Genomic DNA, 22,196 nt, shown 5'->3' with positions numbered 1-22,196 from the left:
CCCGGCCGTGACTGTCGGGGGTTCGATCTAGTGTTCGAATCATGCTCGAGGTTCCCGTGGTCCCGGTGGACGAGTGGTCGTTCGACGACCCGCTGCCCGCGGTGCCGTTGGGGGATCCGGCCGGGTCCGTGGGGCAGGACGCCGAGGCGGGGTTGGTGGCCTGGCACCGCCGGCTGATCCACGACGAGTGGCGGGTGCTGTGCTGGATCCACCACGTCGCCCGCGCCCGGGCCGACCGGGTGGAGCGGGCGCTGGACCCCGATCCGCGGGCGGTCGGGGTCCCGTTGGGGTGGTCGGTGTCGATGGCCGCCTCGCGGGTCGAGCTGGCCGAGGGTGCGCTGGTGCGGTTGCCGCGCCTCGGTGAGGCGATGCGTGAGGGGTGGGTGCAGGAGTCCAAGGTGGCCCGGTTCGTCTCCGGGCTGCGCGACGTCACCGACGAGCAGGCCTCGACGGTGGTGGACCGGCTCATCGAGGCGGCCCCGCGGCTGGGGGTGTGGGAGCTCGAGCAGCGGATCGCCGAGGCCGTGAAGGACGTCGACCCCGACGGTGCCGAGAACCGGCGCCGCGCGGCGGTGGCGCGGGCGCGGGTCACCACGCGGATCGCGCCGTCGGGGGCGGCGGAGATCCACGGGTGGGACCTGGACCCGCAGATGGCGGTGCCGGCCTACGAGCGGCTCGCGGCGTTGGCCGAGGAGGTCTGGACCCGGCTGCGCGGCGCGGGCCAGGACGTGCCGGTCGGGCGGGTGCAGGCGCAGGTGATGCTGCGGTTGATGCACGGCTGCCCCGCCGGGGCCGACGACCTGGCGATCGTCGAGTACGTCACCGCCGAACTGACCCACCCATCTGCCCACGACAGCGACGGGCCCGACCTCGACGACGGCCCCGACCTCGACGACGGCGAGCCGGATGGCCCGGACGGTGGCCCGGACGACGACGGCCCAGACGATGACGGCCCAGGCGACGGTGGCCCGGAGGGCCCGAGTGACCCTGGTGACGAACCCCACGAGCCGGATGGCCCCTGCGACGGGCCCTGCGGGTCCGGCGACGACGGGCCCGAGCCGGACGGCGGGCCGGACGGTGGCCCGAACGACGGCCCGGATGACGGTGGCCCGCAGGGCTCGGATGACGGCCCTTGGGGCGAACCGCACGGCCCGGACGGCGGGCCGGGTGGCGGGCCGGATGTGCCCGATCTCGACGACCTCGCCCGCCCCGCTGATGACGGCGGCGCTTTCGACGGCGGCCCCTTCGACGGCCCTCGCGGTGCCAGCGGGCCCGGCGACGAGCCGGACGAGCCGGACGTTGACTCCAGTGGCTCCCCTGAAGGGGGTGGCCCCTCGGCAGTAGGCCCGGCAGGCGGACCTGGCGACGATGAATCCGGTCGCGAAGACCGCGCCGAGACAGACGGCGCTGAGGCTGGCGGTGCGCAGGCCGCTGGCACCGACCGCGGCGCCACCAGCCCGAACAATGCTGGTCTCGGCCCGGGCGCAGTGCGAGGTCGGGTCGACGACCCGCCCGGTGGACAACTCGAACTCGACCCCCTCGACGGCCCCGGTGACCCGCCGCCGGCGGGCTGGCGTCCCGGCGACCCACCACCGGCCCCACCGCCACTGGACGAGCCGGACCCCACGACCGACCCACCTCCGGGTGGGCGGTGGACCTCGCGTGGGCTGGTGTTCGGGCCCTCGGTGCTACGCACCACCCTGGCCACGGTCCTCGGCCTCGGATGGGCCCACGGCCGGCTCCCCCAGGGCGCCCTGACCGGCCTGGACGCCCACCACCTCGCCTGGGCCCGCACCTGCGCCCAGTGGCGGGTCCTGCTCCACGACCCCGACGGTCGACTCGAACACGTCCTGCTCGTCCGCGCCCCGCACATGGCCCGAGCCGACCCCCGCTACCGCCGACACGTCGTCGAACTCACCGCGCACACCAGCGACCTCGACACCCTCGACCCGCACGACGAACTGATCGGAGTCTACGCCGAGCTCGCCCGCCGCGCCCGCACCGCCCTGGCCACCGCCCGCGCCCGCCCACCCGACCAGCACCCCGCGGCCACCCGCGCCGAAGCCGGCCACCGGTTCCCCGGCGCCGAACTGACCCGCTGGATCCACGCCCGCGACCGGACCTGCCGGTTCCCGATGTGCACCCGACCCGCCATCGCCGCCCAGATCGACCACACCCGCGATCACACCCTCGGCGGGCCGACCCAGGCCGACAACCTCGGCGCCATCTGCCTCGGCGACCACCTACGCAAACACGAACCGGCCACCGGCTGGACCGCGCACCAACCCCGAGCAGGACAGTTCGTGTGGACCTCCCCGACCGGCACCCACCACACCCTCGAACCGCCGCGCTACCAGCCACTGACCCCCATACGGCGCCGCCCCTACGACCACGGCCTCACCGACCACGGGCACACCCCGCGCGACCACAAGCCCTGGCGACCCCGACGCGACAGACACGGCCGCATCACCGACGCCGCCCGCACCACCGCCACCGACATCGATAGACGACAACGCGCCCGGCAAGACCTGCCACCCGACCCCTTCGACACCGATCCGCCCTTCTGAGTCCCGCGGGCACGCTCACCGTGCTAGGACTCCCGCGATGCGCACCCGGCTGTGGCTCGTCCTGGTCCTGCTGGTCGCCGCGTGCGCGTCGCCGACCCCGGGTGTCGGCGGACAGTCGACCGACCGTCCGGGGCCGCCCCTCGGGACGAACGGAGCTGCCCCGCCCCGCATCGACTGGCGCCCGTGCGGCGGGGCGTTCCAGTGCGCTGCGATCCCCGTGCCCCTGGACTACCGCAACCCGACCGGACCGACGATCACCCTGGACGCCACCCGCCTGCCCGCCACGGACCCGGCGACGCGGATCGGCACGGTCGCCGTGAACTACGGCGGTCCGGGAACTCCAGGAACCTCGAGTCTGCGCCGTCTCGCCGCCCGGTTCGACGGGGTCCGGGCCCGCCTGGACGTCCTGGCCCTCGAGCCGCGGGGCGTCGATCAGGTGCGGTGCGGCCCGTTCGACGGGCAGCCCGTGCAGCCGGCCGGCTCCCCGCTCTCCGACCCCGCGGCGTTCTGGGCCTCGGCGCGGGCCGCCGGGCAGGCGTGCCTCGCCGGCTCGGGCGACCTCCTGCGCCACCTCTCGACCGCGAACGGCGCCCGCGACCTCGACCTGGTCCGGCAGGCGCTCGGCGAGCCGACGATCAGCGTCTACGGCTACTCCTACGGCACCTACCTCGGAGCCACCTACGCGAACCTGTTCCCCGGGCGCCTGCGGGCCCTGGTCGTCGACGGCGCGCTCGACCTCGTCGCCAACGCCGGCACCGCCGACCCGACCCGGCCGGTCGACGTCCGGGCCGGCGTCGCCGCGGCCCGCGACGAGGCGGTCGAGGCCTTCCTCACCGCGTGCGCCGCCGCCGGGCCCCGCTGCGCCGCGAACCCCGACCCGCGAGCCCGGTTCGACGCCGCCGTCGGGGCAGCCACGCGGTCCGGCACGTCCGCGCAGCTCGCCGAGCGGGTGTCGACGGCGCTGGAGTCGGGCGGACGCCTCGCCGCCCTGGCCCGGGCCTTCCCGACGACAGGTCCGGTCCCGACGGTGCCCGATCCCGCGGCCGGCGCGCCCTCCCACTCTTCCGCGTTCCTGGCCGTGCAGTGCACCGACGTCGTCACGCCGACCGCCGAGCAGATGACGGCGCTCATGCCCGCCGAGCAGGCCGCCCATCCGCTGTTCGGAGTTCCGGTCGCGCTCAACACCGCGGCGTGCGTCGACTGGCCCGCGATCGACCCGGACCGCTACCTCGGCCCCTGGAACGCTCCGCTCCCCGCGCCCGCGCTCGTCATCAACGCCCGGTACGACCCGGAGACGCCGCTCGCGAACGCACGCGCCACCGCCTCCCAGCTCGCGGCGGCCCGGCTGCTCGTCGTGGACGGGTTCGGACACACCACGCTCGATCTCCCGAGCCGGTGCGCGTCCGACGCGGCCGCCGCCTACCTGCTCGACCCGACCCGGCTCCCGGCCGAGGGCGCGACCTGTCCGCCCGAGCCGGGCGCGGTCTTCTCGTGATGAGCTGACCGCGTGCTCGTCACCACCACCTACCTGGAGCAGACCTCGCCCGACCAGCTCCGCGTCGCGGCGGAACCGGCGGAGTCGCTGATTTTCGCCCGGGCCGAGGACCCGTCGCCCGAGTTCACCCGCTTCCTGTACACGGCCGTCGGCGGACCCTGGCACTGGACCGACAAGCTCGGCTTCACGTGGAACGACTGGTACGCCCACGTCACCCGGGACGGTTTCGAGACCTGGGTCGCCCACCGCCGCGGCACCCCGGCCGGCTACGTCGAGCTGATGGGTCGGCCCACGGACGAGGGCACGGAGGTCGAGATCGAGTCGTTCGGGCTCCTCCCGCACGCCGTCGGACGCCGGTTCGGCGGGCACCTCCTGACCCGGGCGCTCACCGAGGCGTGGCGGCTCGACGACCGGTGGCCCGACCTCCCGCCCGTCCGTCGGGTCTGGCTGCACACCTGCACCCTCGACAGCGCCCACGCCCGTGCGAACTACGAGCGCCGTGGTCTCGTCGCCTACGACACCCGCACCCACGAGCAGGAGGTCGCCGACCCGCCGGGACCGTGGCCGGACTCGGGCGCTCCCCGCCCGCCCGTCGCCGCGGTGCACGAGGATCAGGCCGGCACGGCCGCCTCGACGCGCGACCACACGTAGCCGTCCGGTCGGATGACGACCACGGTCCCGTCCGCGGCGCCGTACGCCTCGCGCAGCGTGCCGTCGGCCGCCAGCGCGTCGGCGTCGAGCACCTGCACCGGGCCGCCGCCGGGGAGGTCGGAGGGTGCGGCAGTCGGGCCACCGAACGCCAGCACCGTCCAGTCGGCCGCGCGCCGGCGCAGGAACAGCGTCGAGTCGTCCCGGAGCGGCGCATCGGGAGCTCGGTCGCCCGCGACGGGACCGGGGCCGTCGGGAACGGTCCGGTAGGTGATGCCGAGCCCCCGGGTGTCCCGGATCTGCTCGGCGGTCCGGGAGAACACCTGCCGCCCGGTGAGCTCGCCGGAGAGCCCGAGGACGTGCGCGGCGACCGGGAGCCGTTCGTCGGTGTACGAGTCGAGCAACACCGGGTCCGCCCCGTGCACCACCGCGGCGAGCTTCCACCCCAGGTTCACCGCGTCGCCGATCCCGGTGTTCATGCCCATCCCGCCCGCGGGCGAGTGCACGTGCGCCGCGTCGCCGGCGAGGAGGACACGGCCGACCCGGTAGTCGTCGACCATCCGCACGTTGAGCCGCCAGTCCGACGCGGTCGTCACCCGGCGGACGCGGACCCGCGGCCCGAGGGCCTCGACGAGCTCGGTGAGCAGCTCCGGGCTCGCGTGCCGGTCCGGGTCGGTGTGCGCGATCTGAATCTGCCAGGTCTCCGTCGCCGGCAGCGGGCACAGGGCGAAGAACACCGCGCCTCGTCCGACGAGGGGCCCCTGGGCGGCCCACATGTGCCAGTGGTCGCGGTCCAGCCCGTCGATCTCGGCGTCCCCGAGCAACAGCCGGACCTCCTCGTGGGTCTCGCCGAGGAACCCGACGCCGAGTTCGCGCCGGACGGTGCTCGACCCGCCGTCGGCGCCGATCACCCACGCGGACCGCAGGTGGGACCCGTCGTCCAGCTCGAGGTCGACGCCCTCGTCGTCCTGCTGCAGCGACCGCAACCGGACGCCGTAGGAGACGTCGACGCCCTCCTCCGCGAGCCGCTCCCGCAGCACCTGCTCGGTCCGCCACTGCGGGATCACCAGCGAGCCCCGCCACGGCGTCGTCGGGTCGACGACCGAGCCGACGAGGTCGGCGTTGCGCTCCTCGTCGCGCACGGACCCGTCCGCCTCGTGGTGCCGGAACGGCAGGTCGAAGGAGCCGAGGGACACCAGCCGGTCCGCGACGCCGAGCTGGTCGAGCAGCTCCAGTGTTCGCGGCTGCATCCCCTTCCCACGCGACCCCCGGTGCGGGCCGTCGAGGCCGTCGAGCACCCGCACCGGCACCCCCCGGCGCGCCAGCTCGACCGCCGTCGTCAGTCCGGTCGGCCCTGCCCCCACCACGATCACGTCGTCCATGGCTCCTGACACTACGCCTCAAGTGAGACTCAGTATCAAAAGAATTCTCGTGCCACAATTAGCGCCATGGGCCTGCGGGAGCGGAAGAAGGAGCGCACGCGGGCCGAGCTGCAGCGCCACGCGCTGCGCCTCTTCCGCGACCAGGGGTACGGCGCGACCACCGCCGACGACATCGCCGCCGCGGCCGAGGTCAGCCGCTCCACCTTCTTCCGCTACTTCCCGACGAAGGAGGACGTCGTCCTGTTCGACGACGTCGACCCCGTCATGGACCGGGTGATGCGCGGGCTCCCGCCCGGGACGCCGTTGCTCGAGGCGGTGCGCACCGTGGTGCGGGACTCCTTCGGCTCGCTCGACGACGAGGCCCGTGCGCTGGAGGAGGTCCGGATGGAGCTCGCGCGGTCGGTCCCGCAGATCGCGGCGATCCTGCGCGAGCGCAACTCCTTCGGGGTCGAGCAGATCGCCGGGATGGTCGGACCGGCGGTGGGGCGGCCCGCGGACGACCCCGAGGTCGTGCTCTTCGCGGGCGTCGTCATCGGCACCCGCCTCGCGGCCGTGGCGCGCCTGCAGGCCGGGGCCGGCCGCAGCTACATCGACGAGCTCGACGGCCTGCTGGCCCGGCTCGCCGGCGGCATCCCGCTCGCCGACGAGCCGATCACCCGCCGTCCTCCCGGCCCCGCCCCAGCACGATCTCCGGCATGAACCCGTGCTGGTAGAGCCGCTTCTCGCGGATCAGCGGCGAGAAGATCGCGGCCATGAACATCGCCGAGAACCACACGAAGCACGGCAGCGCCACCCGCAGCCAGCCCGGCCCCGGCAGCAGCGCGAGCAGGGCGACCGGCAGGCACTGGATCGTGGTCCGCGCGAGCTGGCGCAGGAACCAGGTGCGCACGGTGAGGTCGTGCAGCACCCAGTCCCCGTACGCCACGGGCAGGCGGGCCCCGAAGGCGTAGGCCACCCACCGCAGGAGCCCGGGTCTACGCACGCAGCCCCAGCGCCCGGGCGGTGAGCCGCGCGAGGTGCGTCGGCTCGTGCCCGCCGTTGTCCAGCTGCCGGATCTGCGTGCGGCACGAGTAGCCGTCGGCGAGCACGGTGGTGTCCGCGGCCGCCTCCCGGACCTTCGGCATCAGGCCGCGCTCCGCGCACGCCGTCGACACCTCGTAGTGCCCGTCCTCGAACCCGAAGTTGCCCGCCAGGCCGCAGCAGCCCTCGTCGAGCACGTCGGCCTGCACGCCGAGCGCGGCCATCACGGCGCGGTCGGCGTCGGTGCCCAGCTCGGCGTACTGATGGCAGTGAATCTGGACGACGGCCCTGCGCTCGGCGCCGTCGGTCAGCTCCGCCAGCTGGTCGGTGTGGTCGGCGAGCACCTCGGCGAGCGTGCGGATCGACCGCGACGCGACCTGCGCCAGGTGGTGGTCCCGGCCCAGCACCTTGAGCGAGTCACCCCGCAGGGCGGCGGTGCACGAGGGCTCCAGACCCACGATCGGCACCCCGTCCTCCAGCCACGGGCGGATCCGCTCCAGCGACCGCTCGATCACCCGCCGCGCGACCGAGACCTGCCCCGTCGTCACCCAGGTCAGCCCGCAGCACACCGTCTTCGGCGGCACCTCGACCCGGTAGCCCAGCGCCTCGAGCACCGCGATCGCGTCCAGCGCGAGGTCGGGGTCGAAGGCCGGGGTGAAGGAGTCGGTCCAGAGCAGGATGCGCTTCCCGACGTCAGGTCGGGCGGCGTGCTTCTTCACGTCCAGCAGTCGACGGAGCGGCTTCGGTGCGAGCGCCGGGATGTCGCGCTGCGGTGCGATCCCGCCGGCCTTCTTCGCCAGCGCGGCCAGGGCGGGCCGCTTCGCCAGGGCGTTGGCCATCCGCGGGGCGCCCGGCACCTTCGCGGCGAGCGCGAGCCAGGCCGGCAGCCAGCCCATCGACCAGTGCGAGCGCGGGCGGTCCTTCGCGCGACCGGCGTAGTGCTGCGCGAGGAACTCGGTCTTGTAGGTCGCCATGTCGACGCCGACCGGGCAGTCGCGCGAGCAGCCCTTGCAGCTCAGGCACAGGTCGAGGGCGTCGTTGACCTCCTCCGACCGCCACCCGTCCGGCACGGTCTGCCCGGACGCCATCTCGAAGAGCAGACGGGCCCGGCCGCGGGTGGAGTGCTTCTCCTCGCCGGTGACGCGGTAGCTCGGGCACATCACGCCGCCGCTCGCGGTGATGCACTTGGCGACGCCGATGCACCGTCGGGTCGCCGAGGCGAAGCCGGTCTCGGGGGCACCATCGTGGACGAAGTCGAGCTGGGTGCGGGTGGCGATCGTCGGCTGCCCGAGGAACACGCGGATGTCGTCGTCGATCTTCGGCGGGTCCACGACGCGGTGCGGGTTCATCCGGCCGTCCGGGTCCCAGGCCGCCTTGAAGTCGGAGAACGCCTCGAGCATCCCCGGCGAGTACATCCGGGAGAGCAGCTCGGCGCGGGCCTGCCCGTCGCCGTGCTCCCCGGAGAGCGACCCGCCGTGCTCGACGGCGAGGTCCGCCGCGTCCTCGAGGAAGCCGCGGAAGTTGCGCAGGCCCGCCGTCGTCAGCAGGTCGAAGTCGATGCGGACGTGCACACAGCCGTCGCCGAAGTGGCCGTAGTAGGCCCCGCTGCGACCGTGCTTCGAGAGCAGCGCGTCGAACTCGCGCAGGTAGGAGCCGAACTTGGCGGGCTGGACCGCGGCGTCCTCCCAGCCCGGCCACGCCTCGACGCCGCCGGGTCCGCGCGTGACGATGCCCGAGCCGTCCTCACGGATCTTCCACAGCGCGCGCATGGCCTTCGGCTCGCTGACGACCTTCGAGTCCAGCGTCGCCCAGGCCATCTCCTTCGCGATGGCCTCGGCCTTCTCGTGGGCCTCCGCGCGGGTCTCGCCACCGGTCTCGACGTAGAGCCAGCCCTTGCCGCGGGGCAGCGCCTCGTGGGTGCGGTCGTCGGGGCGGGCGGCGCGCAGGGCGCCGATGACGCCGACGTCCATGCCCTCGATCGTCAGCGGCGCGTGGTCGCGGATCGGGACGACGTGGTCGGCCGCGGTGTAGGCGTCGTCGAACCCGAGGACGGCGAGCGCGCGGACGGGTGGGCTGGCCACCATGTCGACCGTCGCCTCGAGGATCGTCACGCAGGTGCCCTCGGTCCCGACCAGCGCCTTCGCGAGGTCGAAGCCGTGCTCGGGGAGTAGCTGGTCGACGTTGTAGCCGCTCACCCGACGGGTGAGGTCGGGGGTGTCGGCGCGGACGAGGTCGGCCGTCCGGTCCCGGAGCGCCTTCAGGTCGCGGTACACGCGGCCCTCGGCGCCGGGTCGGCGCGCGGCGGCGTCGATCGCGGCGTCGTCCATCGGTCCGCCGACGTGCATGCGGGTGCCGTCGGCGAGCAGGACGTCCAGGGCGCGGACGTTGTCGACGGTCTTGCCCCAGGCCACCGAGTGCGACCCGCAGGCGTTGTTGCCGATCATCCCGCCGAGCGTGCAGCGGTTGTGCGTGGACGGGTCCGGGCCGAACGTCAGGCCGTGCGGACGGCCGGCGTCCCGCAGGTCGTCGAGCACCGTCCCCGGCTGCACCCGCGCCGTTCCCGACGACGGGTCGACCTCCAGCACCCGGCGCATGTGGCGGGAGAAGTCGACGACGACCGCCTCGTTGACCGACTGCCCGCAGATGCTGGTCCGCGCGCCGAGGGGCAGCAGCGGCACCCCGTGGCGGCGGGTGACCTCGACCGCCCGCTCCACGTCGTCGCCGTCGACGGGCTGGACCACGCCGAGCGGGACGTGCCGGTAGTTCGACGAGTCGGCCGACCACATCGCCCGGGTCGCGGTGTCGAAGCGGACCGACCCGCGGACGGCTCCGGCGAGCTCCTGGGCCAGCAGGGAGTGCTCCGCGTCTGCTCCCGGGCGGATCGGTGCGGTGGTCATGGCTCCATCATCGGGGTCGGTCAGAGGCCGTGCAGGGTCGTGGTGGTCATCGTCTCGGCCACGAGGCGTCCGCCGCTGACCACGAACCGTCGCGGAGCGCGGTCGAGCAGCGCGGTGTGGTGGTCCACGCCCGGGGCGTCGAGGACGACGAGGTCGGCACGGCTGCCGGGGGTGAGGTCGTGGCCGCCGACCCCGAGCATCGCGGCCGCGCCGGCGGTGCCCCGGTCCACCAGCCGGTCGAGGCCCTCGGCGGTGCCGAAGGGCTGGGTGTGCGCGGCGAGCAGGGTCACGTCCAGCATGTCCGCGGTGCCGAACGGCGTGAAGGCGTTGCGGACGTTGTTACTGCTCAGGGCGGTGGCGACCCCGGCGTCGAGGAGTTCCGCCACGGGGGCGGCCCGACCCTGCAGGTAGAGGTCGGTCGGCGGCAGGACGACGAGCCCGACGCCGGCCTCCGCGAGCCGCGCCGCGACCCGTCGTCGGGAATCCGGGGTGAGGCCGGCCATCGTCGTGACGTGGCCGAGCGTCGTGCGGCCGCCCCAGCCGCGCTCGGCCGTCACGTCGGCGACGAAGGCGGCGAGGTCGTGACGCGGGTCGTCCGGGCCGGCCGCGAAGTCGGCGTGGATGTCGACGTCCACGTCGAAGCGCTCCGCGAGGTCGAACACCTGCCGCACGTGCTCGCGGCAGGCCTCGACGTCGTCCTCGGCGTAGCTGCACCCGCCGATCACGTCGGCGCCGCGGCGCAGCCCCTCGACCAGCAGGTCGTGCGTGCCGGGCCGGGCGGCGATGCCCTCCTGCGGGAACGCGACGACCTGCAGCTCGACGGTGCCGGCCCAGCGCTCCTTGAGCTCCAGGAGCGCGTCGATGCTCGTGAGGCCGACGGTGGGGTCGACGTCGACCGGGGTGCGGACGAGCGTCGTCCCGTGGCGGATCGCCCGGCGCAGGACGTCCTCGGCGCGCGCGACGACGTCGTCGTGGGTGAAGCGCTCCTTCATCGCGGCCGTCTCCCTCACCGCGCCCTCCAGCGTGCCGTCACCGCCACCGAGCATGGCCTTGTCGAGGTGCAGGTGCGGCTCGACGAGACCGGGGAGCACGGGGCGGCCGCCGCCGTCGATCGTCGTGGCGCCGGGTGCGGTCAGGTCGGGCGCGATCTCCGCGATCCGGCCGTCCTCGACGCGGACGTCGACCGGGTGCTCGTACCCGCGGGGGAGGACGTCCGTCAGGAGGAGATCAGCCATGAGACGTCGGTACCCGGTGCGAGCTCGGTCGGCTCCTGTCCGCGGCGGAACAGCCGGGCGGTGTTCCCGCCGAGGGTGAGGGCGTCCCCGGTGCGGTGCAGCCACGCGCCCTCGCGGAGCCCGACGACCGGCACCGTGTTCAGCTCGTGGAACTCCCGGATCCGCTCCTCGCGGGTCTCGCCCTGGTGGGTGCTCGCCGGGTCGGGGTCGAGGTAGTGCGGGTTCACCTGGACCGGTACGCGGCCGAGCGCGTCGAGGCCGCCGGGGTCGACGATCGGCATGTCGTTGGTGGTCTTCACGGTGGGGCACGCGAGGTTCGTCCCGGCCGAGCTGCCGGTGTAGCGGCAGGCGTCGTTGCCGCGCAGGGCGTCGAGGATCCCGAGCCGCCGGACGTCGTGGAGCAGCCGGAAGGTGTTCCCGCCGCCCACGAACACCGCGTCGGCGTGGGCGGCGGTGGAGGCCGGGTCGGGCTCGCGGTGCAGGGGGCGGAGGTCCAGCGGCGCGAGGGCCCGGGCGACCCAGGCGACGTACGCGTCGTGGTCGGCCTGCGCGTACGGCAGGAACCACACCGTGCGGTCCCCGAGGTGCGACGCCAGCACCTCGCGGGCGTGCGCGAACGGCTCCGCGCCGCCGGGTGGGCGGGAGTTGGACAGCAGCAGGACGTCACCGGGCACGGAGCCGAGCTTCTCAGCCGGTGAGCGAGCCCTTGCGGCGGCCGGGCGCCGACACGACGTCCGGCCCGAGTGCGACAGGGAGCAGGTTCGCGGGCGGTCGCGCCTGCCTGGTGTCGCATTTGCGCGGTGGGTCGGAGATGGAGGCCCGCCGATCCGGCAAGATCCCGTTCCGGGGAGCGAAGAGGGGCGGGGACCGATCGGTCCGCACGGCTCGTCGAGATCTTGCCGCCTGACAGTGCTCGGCCCGCCGGCCGGGCGCGCCCCCCGCCCACGAGCGAGCACCTGCGGCGGCCCGGGCCGTCCCCGGACCGCCGGGAGTGCTCGCTGATCACGTCACGGGCGCGACGACCGGGCCGAGTGCGCCAGGGAGCAGGTTCGCGGGCGGTCGCGCCTGCCGGGTGTCGCACTCGGCGCCCGCACCACCCGCCGTCAGGAACCCGCGACGGGCGTGCGCGGCGGCACGGAAGGGACGGGCAGCGTGACGGTGCGCAGGGCGCCCGGTGCGTCCGCCGGCACGACCGGCCGGACCGGGGCCACGGGCGACAGCCGCTCGTAGACCGCACCCAGCGACGGCCGGGGGTCGGGCTCGCCCTTGTTCGGCCAGAACGCCATCGCCCGCTCGGCCTGGGCCGTGATCGTCAGCGACGGGTTCACCCCGAGGTTCGCCGAGAGCGCCGAGCCGTCGACCACGTGCAGGCCCTCGTGGCCGTAGAGCCGCTGGTAGGCGTCGATCACGCCGGTCTCCGCTGACGCCCCGATCGCGCACCCCCCGATGAAGTGCGCCGTCATCGGCATGTTCACGGCCTCGCCCCAGGTGCCGCCCGGGTCGCCGTCGATGATCTCGGCCATCCGTCGCGTGGTGGCGTTCGCGGCCGGGATCCACGTCGGGTTGGGGGTGCCGTGCCCCTGCCTCGACACGAGCCGGCCGAAGCGGCGCCGCACGGTGATGGAGTTGTCCAGCGACTGCATCACCAGCGCGATGACGGTGCGCTCCGACCAGCGGCGCTTGTCGAAGGACCGCGCGAACCGCGCGGGGTGGCGCACCGCCTGTCCGAGGATCTTGAGCCCGCGCGGGACCCGGCCACCGCCGTCGGTCATGAGCGTGGTCAGCAGGCCCATCGCGTTCGAGCCGTACCCGTAGCGACACGGCTCGATGTGCGTGTCCGCGTCCGGGTGCCACGACGAGGTGATCGCGACGCCCTGGGTGAAGTCCCGCGGCCCGCCCCGCTCCGACGCCCGCCGGGACATCGCGCCGACCAGCGCCTCGGAGTTGGTCCGGGTCAGGTGTCCCAGGCGGGCGGAGATGCGCGGCAGCATCCCCGAGTCGCGCAGCCGGTGCAGCAGCGACTGGGTGCCCCACGTGCCGGCCGAGAAGATCACCTGGTCGGCCGTGAAGACGGTCCGACGACGACGGCCGCCGCGCGTCGGCCGCGTCACGACCTCCCAGCCCGAGCCGGCCGGCCGCACCGACAGCACCGTCGTCTCCGGGTGCACCGTCGCCCCGGCGCGCTCGGCCAGGCCGAGGTAGTTGCGGTCCAGGGTGTTCTTCGCGCCGTGCCGGCAGCCGGTCATGCACTCGCCGCACTCGATGCACCCGGTGCGGTCGGGGCCGGCGCCACCGAAGAACGGGTCGGGCACCGTGACCCCGGGGCCCTCGCCGAAGTACACGCCGACCTGCGTCGGGGTCACCGAGTCCTCGCGGCCCCACTCGCGGGCGACCTGGCGCATCACCACGTCCGACGGCGTCTCGCTCGGCTGGGTGACGACGCCCAGCATCCGCTGCGCCTGGGCGTAGAAGGGGTCGAGCTCGGCGCGCCAGTCGGTGATCGACGCCCACTGCGGGTCGCGGTAGAACGCCTCCGACGAGGGCTGATAGAGCGTGTTCGCGTAGTTCAGCGACCCGCCGCCGACGCCCGCGCCGGCGAGCACCACCACGTCGCGCAGCACGTGGATGCGCTGGATGCCGTAGCAGCCCAGGCGCGGCGCCCACAGGAAGTTGCGGACGTCCCACGACGTCGAGGGCAGCGTCTCCGGCGTGAACCGGCGACCCGCCTCGAGCACCCCGACGCGGTAGCCCTTCTCGGTCAGGCGCAGCGCCGAGACGCTGCCGCCGAAGCCGGATCCGATGACCAGGACGTCGTAGTGCTCGCGGTGCTCGTGGTGGTGGCGCACCAACGCACGTTAACCGGCGGGTAGCTGTGACGGAAGGTCACAGGTACAACCTGTCCGGCGAACCTCAGCGCGCGCCGGCCGGGGTGTCGATCCCCAACCAGCGGGCGGTCTCGGCGTCCACGAGCTCGCGGAGCACCGGGGCGTTGCCCGGCGCGACCGGCGCCCCGTCCTTGAACTGCCGCCCCTTCGTCCCGACGTAGGGCGCGCTGGGCTTCCAGCCCGGGTGGGCCATGATCGTCTCCGCGGCCACCCGGTCCTCCTCCGGGATCACGCCGAGGATGCCGTCGGCGTACCAGGCGACCTCGTTGTCCTCGCCCGTCCGCGAGTACGGGTTGCTCTCGAAGATCACGACGGCGGCGACGCGTCCCCGGCCGTTCCACTCGTGCACCCAGCCGACCGTGCCCGGCCCGACCCGCTTGTCGCGCGAGTGCGAGACCGCGAGCAGCCAGGAGACGCGGGTGCCGGTGCGGTCGCCGTCGACGTCGAACCGGGCCTTCGGCGAGCGGACCCACGCGGGGTCGTCCTCCGGCTCCGGCGCGGGGGTCCACGCGAGCATCACGTCCGACAGGACCTCGAAGCGGTCGGAACGACTGGGCACGGACGGCCTCCCGGGGGTCGACGACAGGTGTCCTCCCCGGGGGCGTCCGCCCCGCGGGTCAGGGGACCAGCATGACCTTCCCGACCGCGCCGTTCTCCACCGCCTCCTGAGCTGCGACGACGTCGTCGAGCCCGTAGGACGTGACCTGCAGCGGAGTGAGCGCTCCGGCCGCGACCGCGCCGCGCACCCAGGCGACGTCGGCCGCCATCGCCGCGGCCGGGATGTTGTAGAGCAGCACGAACTGCACGGCCGTGTTCGTGACCATGAACCGGCGGACCGGGAGCACCGGGTCGTTCGGCTCGTTGGCGTAGACCGCGATCGTGGTGTTGTCGCTGACCGCGAGGTCGATCTCGGTGTTCGCGCCGAGGGCGACCTCGACGATCCGGTCGACCCGCTCGGCGAACCCGCGGATGCGCTCGACGGCGCCCTCCTCGCGGTAGTTCACGACGAGGTCCGCGCCCGCCGCGCGGGCGAGCTGCCCCTTCTCCTCGGAGCTGACGGTCGCGACGACGCGGGCGCCCGCGTGCTTGGCGAGCCCGATCGCGTAGTGGCCCACGGCGCCGGCACCGCCGGCGACCAGCACCGTCGCGCCGTCGAGCGCCGACGGGTCGCCGCCGAGGCAGTGCGCGGCGGTGACCGCCGGGACGCCCAGGCAGGCCCCGAGGTCGTCCGAGGCCTCGTCGGGCAGGGGCACGGCCCGCTCGGCCGGGAGCACGGTGTACTCGGCGGCGGTCCCGTAGCGGTTCCGGAACGCCGACAGGTAGGTCCACACGCGTTGGCCGACCTCGCGGTCGGTCACGCCCTCGCCCACCGCGTCGACGACCCCCGCGCCGTCCTGGTGCGGGATCTGGAAGTCCTCCGGTTCGCCGCCGGTCAGTCCGGCCCGGGTCTTCCAGTCGGTGGGGTTGATCGCGGAACGGGTGACCCGCACGCGGACCTGGCCCGGTCCGGGCTCCGGGGTGTCCACGTCCTCGATGCCCAGGACCTCCGCGGCGGGTCCGGTCCTGCGGTAGACGGCAGCCTTCATGCCGCCAGTCTTCCCTTCCCGACGGCGGGTCAGACCGGCTCGGGCGCCTCGCGTCCGCGACCACCGCGGGCGAGCGCGCCGTCGATCACCACGGTCGCGCGGTACCCGGCCAACACGAGCAGGTGCAGCAGGTAGAGCCAGAGTGCGAGGGCGGTCACCGCGCCGACGATCGGCAGCCCGCCGAAGGGCGCCGACCACTCGATCGGGATGGCCAGGAACAGCACGAAGCCCTGCAGGAAGCCCGCGATCACCGACCCGGTCCCGAAGCCGCCGATCAGCAGCGCCCGCGCTCCGAGGTGGCCCGGGGCGACGAAGCGGAACAGCGCGACGAGGGCCAGCGACACCGTCAGGAAGACGACGTGGAAGGCGATCACGATGCCGAGCACCAGCGACCACCCGCCGTCGGCGTAGAGGGGTCCGACCAGCGGCGACGACGTGAGCACCACGAGGACGAGGAACGGCGCGACCAGCGCGACCCCGAGCAGCCCCAGGCGCCCCCGCCACCCGGTGAGCCGGTCGGTGACGTCGGAGACCTGCCGGAACGCGCGGCGGAGCCCCTCGCCGTAGAGACTCGCCGGGAACAGCACGACCAGCGCCTGCCACCACGCCATCGACAGCGCGGTCGCCGTGAGCGTGCGCAGCGCCTGGGGCGTGCCGTGCCCGCCGGGGAGTCCGCCGATCGCCGCCTCCATCGCCCCGGTCAGGGCCTCGCCGCCGACCAGACGCCCGACCGCCCACAGCGAGGCCAGGGCGAGCGGGACGAGCCCGACGATGCCGAAGTAGGTCGCGCCGGCGGCCCACAGCGCCACGTCGCTGACCGGGAACGTCCGTCCGACCTCCCGCGCGAGGTCCCGGGCCTGCGCCCGCCGCCCGCTCACCGGGCCGTCCGGTGGGACGCTGGACGCGTGGCACGAGCGCCGGACGACGACGGCTGGTCCGCGCTGCACGGCGGTATCCGGCCCTCGCCGGTGGTCCGCGGGTGGCTGCGGCTCGTGTGGGCCCTCACACGCCCGGTCCGCCGGGTCCCGCCGGACGTGCTCTCGGTGGCCGGGGTGCTCGTCCTCGCCGGAGCCCTCGCGGTCACGACGGCGGGTGCCCCCTGGACCGCCCTCGCGGGCCTGCTCGTGGTGCTCGGCGGGGTGCTGGACGGGCTCGACGGCGCGGTGGCGTTGGCGACCGGCCGGGCCCGTCCCCTCGGTGCGGTGGTCGACGCGGTCTGCGACCGGCTGGGGGACCTCCTGCTGGTCGCGACGCTGGTGGTGCTCGGGGCGCCGGTCGCGGCGGCGCTCGCAGCCGCGGCGGTGACCCTGCTGCACGAGTACGCGCGGGCGCGGGCCCAGGGCGTGGGGATGCCCGGGGCGGGCGCGGTGACGGTGGCCGAGCGGCCGACGCGGATCATCCTCGTCGCCCTCCCGACGGGCGGGGCGGCGGTGCTGCCGGACGGGGTCCCGGGTCCGGGCTGGAGCTGGGGGACGACGTTCGTGGTGGCGTGGCTGGCGCTGGCGGCGGTGGGGCTGGTGCAGCTGGCCGTGGGCGTGGTCCGCTCGATCCCGGCCGAGTTCCCGGACCCGGAGCCGGACGACCGATGAGGCCCGCCACGATCTCGGCGGACATCAGCACGAGCGGGATGCCGCCGCCCGGGTGCGCGGAGCCCCCGACGAGGTAGAGCCCCGGGACGGGGCTGGCGTTCGCCGGGCGGCGCAGCGCGGCGCGCGGGCCGTGCGAGGCGGTGCCGTAGATGGCCCCGCCGGGCGAGAGGGTGCTGCGCTCCAGGTCGGCGGGCGTGCGGATCTCGACGAACCGCAGCCGGTCGCGGACGTCGACCCCGCGTCCGGCGAGCAGGTCGAGCACGTGCTCGGCGTAGCGCTCGCGCAGGCCGGGCTCGTCCCAGTCCACGCCGTGTACCGGGTCGTGGACGGGGGCGTTGACCAGCACGAACCAGCCCTCGGACCCGTCGTCGGGACGCAGGGCCGGGTCGTCCGGGGCGTGGACGTAGATGGTCGGGTCCTCGACCGGCCGGGGGTGCGGCCCGAAGACGGCGTCGAACTCGGCGGAGTAGTCGGCGGGGAAGAGCACCCGGTGCGCGGCGCCCGGCTCGCGGCCGGACAGCCCGAGCAGCAGGACGAAGCCGGCGCTGGACGGGGCGGTCCGGCGCAGCCGGCGGCGCACCCGGGCACCGGCGGTGGGCGGCAGGAGCCGTTCGTGGAGCACCGCGGCGTCGGCGTTCGCGACGACGACGTCCGCGCCCACCTCGCCGTGGTCCACCCGCACCCCGACGGCCCTACCGTCGGCGACGAGGACCTCGTGCACCGGGGAGGACAGGTGCACCGCGACCCCGAGTGCCCGGCAGCGCGCGAGCAGGACCTCGACGATCCGGCGCAGCCCGCCGGGCACGTACCAGGCGCCGAACTCCTGCTCGACGAACGACGTCACCGACAGCACCGCGGGCGTGCGCCGCGGGTCGGAGCCGGAGTAGGTGGCGTAGCGCTCCAGCCAGGTGCGCTGGCGCGGGTCGGGCAGCAGGCGTCGACCCAGCCCGCGGACGGTGCGCCAGGGCGCCACCGCACGCAGACCGGACGGGCTGGCACTCATGCGGGCCAGGGCGGGCACGGTGAGCGGGCGGCGCAGGACGTCGCGGCCGACCAGCTCCCAGAGGTGCCGCGACCGGGCGTGCAGCCGCTCCCACGCGGCGCCGGTGCCCCCGCCGAGAGCGGCCTCGAAGGCGGCGGGGACCCGGGCGGGGTCGTGCGGCAGGGCGAGGTGGGTGCCGTCGGCGAAGCGGTACTCGCTGGCGGGGTCGACCCGCTCGACGGGCAGGTCGGCCGGGCCGCCGGTCGCTGCGAACAGCTCCTCGAGCAGCCCGGGCAGGGTCAGCAGCGAGGGACCGGTGTCGAAGGTGAAGCCGTCGCGCTCGACGACGCCGAGCTTGCCGCCCGCGGTGTCGGCCTGCTCGTGCACCTCGACGTCGTGTCCGGCCGCGGCGAGCCGCGCCGCCGTCGCGAGGCCGCCCAGCCCCGCCCCGACGACCACCACCCGACTCACAGCGCGCGCCCCTTCCAGTGCAGCGTCCCCCGCACGCGCCCGGCCCACGACGACACCAGCAGCCCGACCGTGGCCAGCACCGACACCGGGTGCGCCACCGCGTCCCACCGGGTCGTGGCGCAGAACCGCGATGCCAGCAGGCGGCTGCCGACGCCCGCGGCGAAGCCCACCGCGCCGACGCGTGAGCCGGTGAGCGCCGCCGCCGGCGGCAGGACGTAGACCACCAGCAGCGCCGCGGCGACCGCCGCCGAACCCCCCGGGGACCCGAACGCGGCCCACAGCGACTTGCGGTAGCCCGCGTGCAGATCGCGGCCGGTGTCGTACATCCGGCAGGTGGCGAGCGCGGACCCGTCCGCGACCCCGGTCCGGCCGCCCGCGCGCCGGATCGCCCGGGCCAGCGCGATGTCGTCCAGGACCGCGCCCCGCACCGCCTCCCAGCCGCCCGCCCGCGCCAGCGCCGCCGCCTCGACGACGAGGAACTGCCCGTTCGCGACGGCCATCGACGGACGGTGGCTGTCCTCGGCCGCGCGCAGCGGCAACGTCGTCAGCCAGGACCACGCGAGCAGCGGCTGGACCAGCCGCGCCAGCAGCCCGGACACCGCCTGCCGTGGCCACGGCGAGACCAGGTCCAGCGGCCGCGGACCGCCGCGCAGGACGGCCACGGCGGCCGCGACCGCGTCGGGAGCGAGCACGACGTCGGCGTCGACGAAGACCAGCACCTCGCCGCGGGCCGCCGCGGCCAGCTGCGCGCAGGCGTGCGGCTTGCCCACCACACCTCGCGGCGGAGGCGTCCCGGTGAGGACGTGCAGCCGCTCGTCGCCGCCCGCGGCGTCCGCGACGACGGCGGCGGTCCCGTCGGTGGACCCGTCGTCGAGGACCAGGATCTCCAGGTCGGCCACGCCGCGCTGGGCCAGCAGCGAGGTGATCGTCGGCGCGATGCGCCGGGCCTCGTCGCGGGCGGGGACGAGGACCGACACGGACGCGTCGACCGGGGCGGGCGCGGCCGGCGGGCGGCGCAGCACGGCCAGGTTGGCCAGCTGGTGCAGCGTCCCGGCGACGGCGAGCAGGGAGCCGGAGATCACCAGGAAGCGTGGGGGTGAGGACGGACGTGCGGCGGGCACCCCGGAACCGTAGGCACGCCCGATCGACACCGCAGGTCGTCAGGTCCGACGTGGGGAGCGAGCACGGAGGTCCGGCCGATGGTGACGACGTGGTGACCACGAGGACGACGGGGACGTCGGAGACCGTCCCGCGGGCGCGGACGACCGGTCGGCTCGCGTGGGGCCTGGTCGGCGCCGCGGTGCTGGTGCAGATCGTCTACCCGTTGGTGCCGGAGGCGTTGGACACCGCGGTCACGGTCACCAGCGTGATCGTGTTCTTCCTCGCGGCCCTCGCCGACGTCGTCCGGGTGCACGGCGCGCGCGGCGGGGTCGCCCTCGTGCTGGTCGCGGGCGGGGGCGGTCTGCTCGCCGAGGCGGTCGGGCTCGCGACCGGCGTGCCGTTCGGGTCCTACGCCTACACCGGCACGCTCGGGGCCGAGGTGCTCGGCGTCCCCCTGGTCGTCCCGCTGGCCTGGGCGATGATGGCCTGGCCGGCGCTCGTCGTCGGTCGGGCGCTCGCGGTCCGCGGGCTCGCGACCGTGGCCGTCGGCGCGGTCGCCCTGGCCACCTGGGACCTGTTCCTCGACCCGCAGATGGTGGCGGCCGGGCACTGGTCGTGGGCGGACCCCGCGCCGGCGATGCCGCTGGTCCCGGACGTCCCGCTGACCAACTACGCCGGCTGGCTGCTCGTGTCGCTGCTCGTGATCGGGGGCCTGCACCTCGCGCTGGGGCCGCGCCGCGGGCCGGTCTCGGCACCCGCGAGCGCGCTCTACCTCTGGGTCTACGCCTCGTCCGTGCTGGCCCACCTGGCGTTCTTCGGGCTGCCCGGGTCCGCGCTGGTCGGCGGCATCGGGATGGGCCTGGTCGCGGTGCCGTTCGCGGTCGCGACGTGGCGGCGCCGGGCCGGTTAACCGGCCCGCAGCTTGGCGTCGTCGTCCGGGAACGCCCCGCCGTCCCGGATCTCCCGCGACCACCGGGTGCACCGCTCGACGACCGTGTCCAGGGCGTGCTCGATCCCCTCCAAGACGTCGTCCAGCGCCGCCTCCGTGGCGTCCTCGACGTCGCGGCGCAGGGTGGCGCCGCGCTCGGTCAGCTCGCCCTCCGTCGTCAGGAAGGCGCGGTCGACGAGGTCGTCGACGGCGGCGTCGATGTCGGCCTCGCTCCACGACCGGGTCCGGGTGTACGCGCGCAGCGGGTAGCCGACCGCGACCTCGGTCAGCAGGTTCGCCTCCAGCGCGCCGAGCCCGTGGGCGAGCAGCGCCGCGAGGTGGGCGTCGCCGCGGAACTCGCGCAGCAGGTTGGCGGCGTGCCAGAGCCGGCCCCACGCGTCGCCCGGCCAGTCCTGCGACGACAGCCCGGCGAACAGCGGCTTGCCCAGGAGAGGCGCGCGGTCGAGGCCGCCGCGCAGCGCCGTCACGACCTCCTCGACGTCCCGGCCCGGGTCGCCGAACACCCGGTGCAGCGCCCGGACCGCGCCGGCCTGCTTGGCCGCGAGCACGTCCGGGATCGTCGCGGTGGCGAGGCCGCTCTCGTAGACCGCGGTCAGCGTCTCGGCCTCGAACGCCCCGAAGGTGGCGACGACGAGCCGCGCCGGCGGGATCCCGAGGGTCCCGGCCCGCCCGAGCACGTAGCCGGTGAACCGTTCGAGGCCGAGCGCCGCGTACTGCTCCCGGGCCTCCTCGGCGTGCACGTGCACCATCGCGATCGGTTCGAGGGCGTCGCGCAGCCGCCGGGCGGGGGTCTGGTCGAGGATCACGGGCGGTCTCCTACCCCGTCGTGACGGTGCTCTCACCCGGCGAAGCGCTTCGGGTCGAGCGCCGCCTACCCGGACGGCGGGGTCGTCGGTGGCTTGGGCGTCGACGGGGTCGACGAGCCGTGCGAGTGGCCGTGCCCGTGCCCATGACCGTGGCCGTGCCCCGACGACGACGGTTCCGGGCCGGGCTTGAGGATCGGCTCGCCCGCGCGCAGCGGCACCTGCTCGTAGCGGCCCTCGTGCGCGACGACGGGGCGCGTGTCGCCGGCGAGCTCCGGGTGCTTCTCCTCGAGGCGCTGGCGCTGCTCCCACTGCTTGCGCATGGACGCGATGTACTCGCGGTTGCCGTTGTAGACCCCGCGCCAGGTCTGCGGCATCTGCTCGCGCGAGAGGCCGGGGTCCGCCTTCCCGTGCAGCGCGGGCCGCGACGGGACCTTGCGGGACTCGCCGCCGCACTCCGGGCAGGCCGGGGCTGGAGCGTCGCGACCCATCAGGCGCTCGAAGCGCAGCCCGCAGTCGCAGCGGTAGTCGTAGATCGGCATGAGGCCCTTCCGTCCGCGTGAGAAGGGCCCCGTCGTCCTCGACG

18 protein-coding genes and 1 pseudogene are annotated in these 22,196 nt (G+C 75.1%); 6 read left to right on the top strand and 13 right to left on the bottom strand.

The genetic code is table 11. From position 1 onward, the window contains the following. The first annotated feature begins 41 nt into the window (after nt 1-41). The 3 genes from QRT03_RS02510 to QRT03_RS02500 are packed head-to-tail and all read left to right on the top strand — an operon-like array spanning nt 42 to nt 4,713. Nucleotides 42-2,567, top strand: a complete 2,526-nt coding sequence (locus QRT03_RS02510; protein ID WP_286050870.1) for an HNH endonuclease signature motif containing protein — start codon at nt 42-44, stop codon at nt 2,565-2,567. Nucleotides 2,568-2,604: 37 nt separating this feature from the next. Then, the gene (locus QRT03_RS02505; protein WP_286050869.1) at nt 2,605-4,062 is read left to right on the top strand and encodes an alpha/beta fold hydrolase; all 1,458 of its coding nucleotides are present in this window, start codon (nt 2,605-2,607) and stop codon (nt 4,060-4,062) included. 12 nt (nt 4,063-4,074) lie between these two features. Beyond that, nucleotides 4,075-4,713, top strand: a complete 639-nt coding sequence (locus QRT03_RS02500) for a GNAT family N-acetyltransferase (RefSeq protein WP_286050868.1) — start codon at nt 4,075-4,077, stop codon at nt 4,711-4,713. Here the strand turns inward: QRT03_RS02500 and QRT03_RS02495 are convergent. Next, on the bottom strand, nt 4,674-6,092 hold the full coding sequence (locus QRT03_RS02495) for an FAD-dependent oxidoreductase (protein WP_286050867.1): 1,419 nt from the start codon (nt 6,090-6,092) through the stop codon (nt 4,674-4,676). The two genes, QRT03_RS02500 and QRT03_RS02495, sit on opposite strands and share 40 nt — an antisense overlap. 66 nt (nt 6,093-6,158) lie before the next feature. Between QRT03_RS02495 and QRT03_RS02490 the strand changes: the two genes are divergently transcribed. Further along, complete coding sequence (locus QRT03_RS02490) at nt 6,159-6,791, top strand: TetR family transcriptional regulator (protein ID WP_286050866.1); 633 nt, start codon at nt 6,159-6,161, stop codon at nt 6,789-6,791. Here the strand turns inward: QRT03_RS02490 and QRT03_RS02485 are convergent. The 8 genes from QRT03_RS02485 to QRT03_RS02450 form a co-directional block, all read right to left on the bottom strand. Continuing rightward, nucleotides 6,745-7,074 (bottom strand): DUF5313 family protein, encoded by a 330-nt coding sequence (locus tag QRT03_RS02485; RefSeq protein WP_286050865.1) that lies wholly within the window; start codon nt 7,072-7,074, stop codon nt 6,745-6,747. The two genes, QRT03_RS02490 and QRT03_RS02485, sit on opposite strands and share 47 nt — an antisense overlap. Then, nucleotides 7,067-10,009 (bottom strand): FAD-binding and (Fe-S)-binding domain-containing protein, encoded by a 2,943-nt coding sequence (locus tag QRT03_RS02480; RefSeq protein ID WP_286050864.1) that lies wholly within the window; start codon nt 10,007-10,009, stop codon nt 7,067-7,069. The genes QRT03_RS02485 and QRT03_RS02480 overlap by 8 nt, the downstream gene beginning before the upstream one ends. 20 nt (nt 10,010-10,029) lie before the next feature. After that, a complete protein-coding gene (locus tag QRT03_RS02475) occupies nt 10,030-11,244 on the bottom strand; it encodes an amidohydrolase family protein (RefSeq protein WP_286050863.1) in 1,215 nt (404 codons plus the stop codon). Beyond that, complete coding sequence (gene pepE / locus QRT03_RS02470; RefSeq protein ID WP_286050862.1) at nt 11,226-11,918, bottom strand: dipeptidase PepE; 693 nt, start codon at nt 11,916-11,918, stop codon at nt 11,226-11,228. Before pepE ends, QRT03_RS02475 begins: the two co-directional genes overlap by 19 nt. A gap of 429 nt (nt 11,919-12,347) precedes the next feature. Beyond that, nucleotides 12,348-14,090 (bottom strand): GMC family oxidoreductase, encoded by a 1,743-nt coding sequence (locus QRT03_RS02465; RefSeq protein WP_286050861.1) that lies wholly within the window; start codon nt 14,088-14,090, stop codon nt 12,348-12,350. Nucleotides 14,091-14,154: 64 nt separating this feature from the next. Beyond that, nucleotides 14,155-14,688, bottom strand: coding sequence for a hypothetical protein (locus QRT03_RS02460; RefSeq protein WP_286050860.1), 534 nt, complete (start codon nt 14,686-14,688; stop codon nt 14,155-14,157). A 58-nt stretch (nt 14,689-14,746) separates the two neighbouring features. Continuing rightward, complete coding sequence (locus tag QRT03_RS02455; protein WP_286050858.1) at nt 14,747-15,715, bottom strand: NADPH:quinone reductase; 969 nt, start codon at nt 15,713-15,715, stop codon at nt 14,747-14,749. Between the two features lie 29 nt (nt 15,716-15,744). Next, nucleotides 15,745-16,593 (bottom strand): YhjD/YihY/BrkB family envelope integrity protein, encoded by an 849-nt coding sequence (locus QRT03_RS02450; protein WP_286050857.1) that lies wholly within the window; start codon nt 16,591-16,593, stop codon nt 15,745-15,747. Between the two features lie 27 nt (nt 16,594-16,620). Here QRT03_RS02450 and QRT03_RS32060 point away from each other — a divergent pair. After that, nucleotides 16,621-17,070, top strand: a pseudogene (locus QRT03_RS32060) (CDP-alcohol phosphatidyltransferase family protein); the annotation flags it as partial. 40 nt (nt 17,071-17,110) lie between these two features. Here the strand turns inward: QRT03_RS32060 and QRT03_RS02440 are convergent. Next, nucleotides 17,111-18,757: a phytoene desaturase family protein gene (locus tag QRT03_RS02440; RefSeq protein WP_286050856.1), complete on the bottom strand. Its 1,647-nt coding sequence runs from the start codon at nt 18,755-18,757 to the stop codon at nt 17,111-17,113. Continuing rightward, on the bottom strand, nt 18,754-19,878 hold the full coding sequence (locus tag QRT03_RS02435; RefSeq protein WP_286050855.1) for a glycosyltransferase family 2 protein: 1,125 nt from the start codon (nt 19,876-19,878) through the stop codon (nt 18,754-18,756). Before QRT03_RS02435 ends, QRT03_RS02440 begins: the two co-directional genes overlap by 4 nt. 92 nt (nt 19,879-19,970) lie before the next feature. Here QRT03_RS02435 and QRT03_RS02430 point away from each other — a divergent pair, with 92 nt between their 5' ends. Beyond that, nucleotides 19,971-20,768, top strand: coding sequence for a carotenoid biosynthesis protein (locus QRT03_RS02430; protein ID WP_286050854.1), 798 nt, complete (start codon nt 19,971-19,973; stop codon nt 20,766-20,768). On the opposite strand, the gene QRT03_RS02425 is transcribed toward QRT03_RS02430, so the two are convergent. Continuing rightward, complete coding sequence (locus QRT03_RS02425; protein WP_286050853.1) at nt 20,765-21,613, bottom strand: SCO6745 family protein; 849 nt, start codon at nt 21,611-21,613, stop codon at nt 20,765-20,767. The two genes, QRT03_RS02430 and QRT03_RS02425, sit on opposite strands and share 4 nt — an antisense overlap. A gap of 65 nt (nt 21,614-21,678) precedes the next feature. Then, complete coding sequence (locus QRT03_RS02420; RefSeq protein WP_286050851.1) at nt 21,679-22,152, bottom strand: FmdB family zinc ribbon protein; 474 nt, start codon at nt 22,150-22,152, stop codon at nt 21,679-21,681. Between the last annotated feature and the right edge of the window lie 44 nt (nt 22,153-22,196).

Source organism: Actinomycetospora termitidis, assembly GCF_030286555.1.
Classification (GTDB): Bacteria; Actinomycetota; Actinomycetes; order Mycobacteriales; family Pseudonocardiaceae; genus Actinomycetospora; species Actinomycetospora termitidis.
Note: the sequence above shows the minus strand (reverse complement) of the source record. Positions and strands in the feature narration are given on the sequence as shown.

Bases quoted from the DNA above. Each gene is read 5' to 3' on its own strand.
- QRT03_RS02510 (WP_286050870.1), top strand. From the start codon at position 42: ATGCTCGAGGTTCCCGTGGTCCCGGTGGACGAGTGGTCGTTCGACGAC.
- QRT03_RS02505 (WP_286050869.1), top strand. From the start codon at position 2,605: ATGCGCACCCGGCTGTGGCTCGTCCTGGTCCTGCTGGTCGCCGCGTGC.
- QRT03_RS02495 (WP_286050867.1), bottom strand. From the start codon at position 6,092: ATGGACGACGTGATCGTGGTGGGGGCAGGGCCGACCGGACTGACGACG.
- QRT03_RS02490 (WP_286050866.1), top strand. From the start codon at position 6,159: ATGGGCCTGCGGGAGCGGAAGAAGGAGCGCACGCGGGCCGAGCTGCAG.
- QRT03_RS02480 (WP_286050864.1), bottom strand. From the start codon at position 10,009: ATGACCACCGCACCGATCCGCCCGGGAGCAGACGCGGAGCACTCCCTG.
- QRT03_RS02475 (WP_286050863.1), bottom strand. From the start codon at position 11,244: ATGGCTGATCTCCTCCTGACGGACGTCCTCCCCCGCGGGTACGAGCAC.
- QRT03_RS02455 (WP_286050858.1), bottom strand. From the start codon at position 15,715: ATGAAGGCTGCCGTCTACCGCAGGACCGGACCCGCCGCGGAGGTCCTG.
- QRT03_RS02420 (WP_286050851.1), bottom strand. From the start codon at position 22,152: ATGCCGATCTACGACTACCGCTGCGACTGCGGGCTGCGCTTCGAGCGC.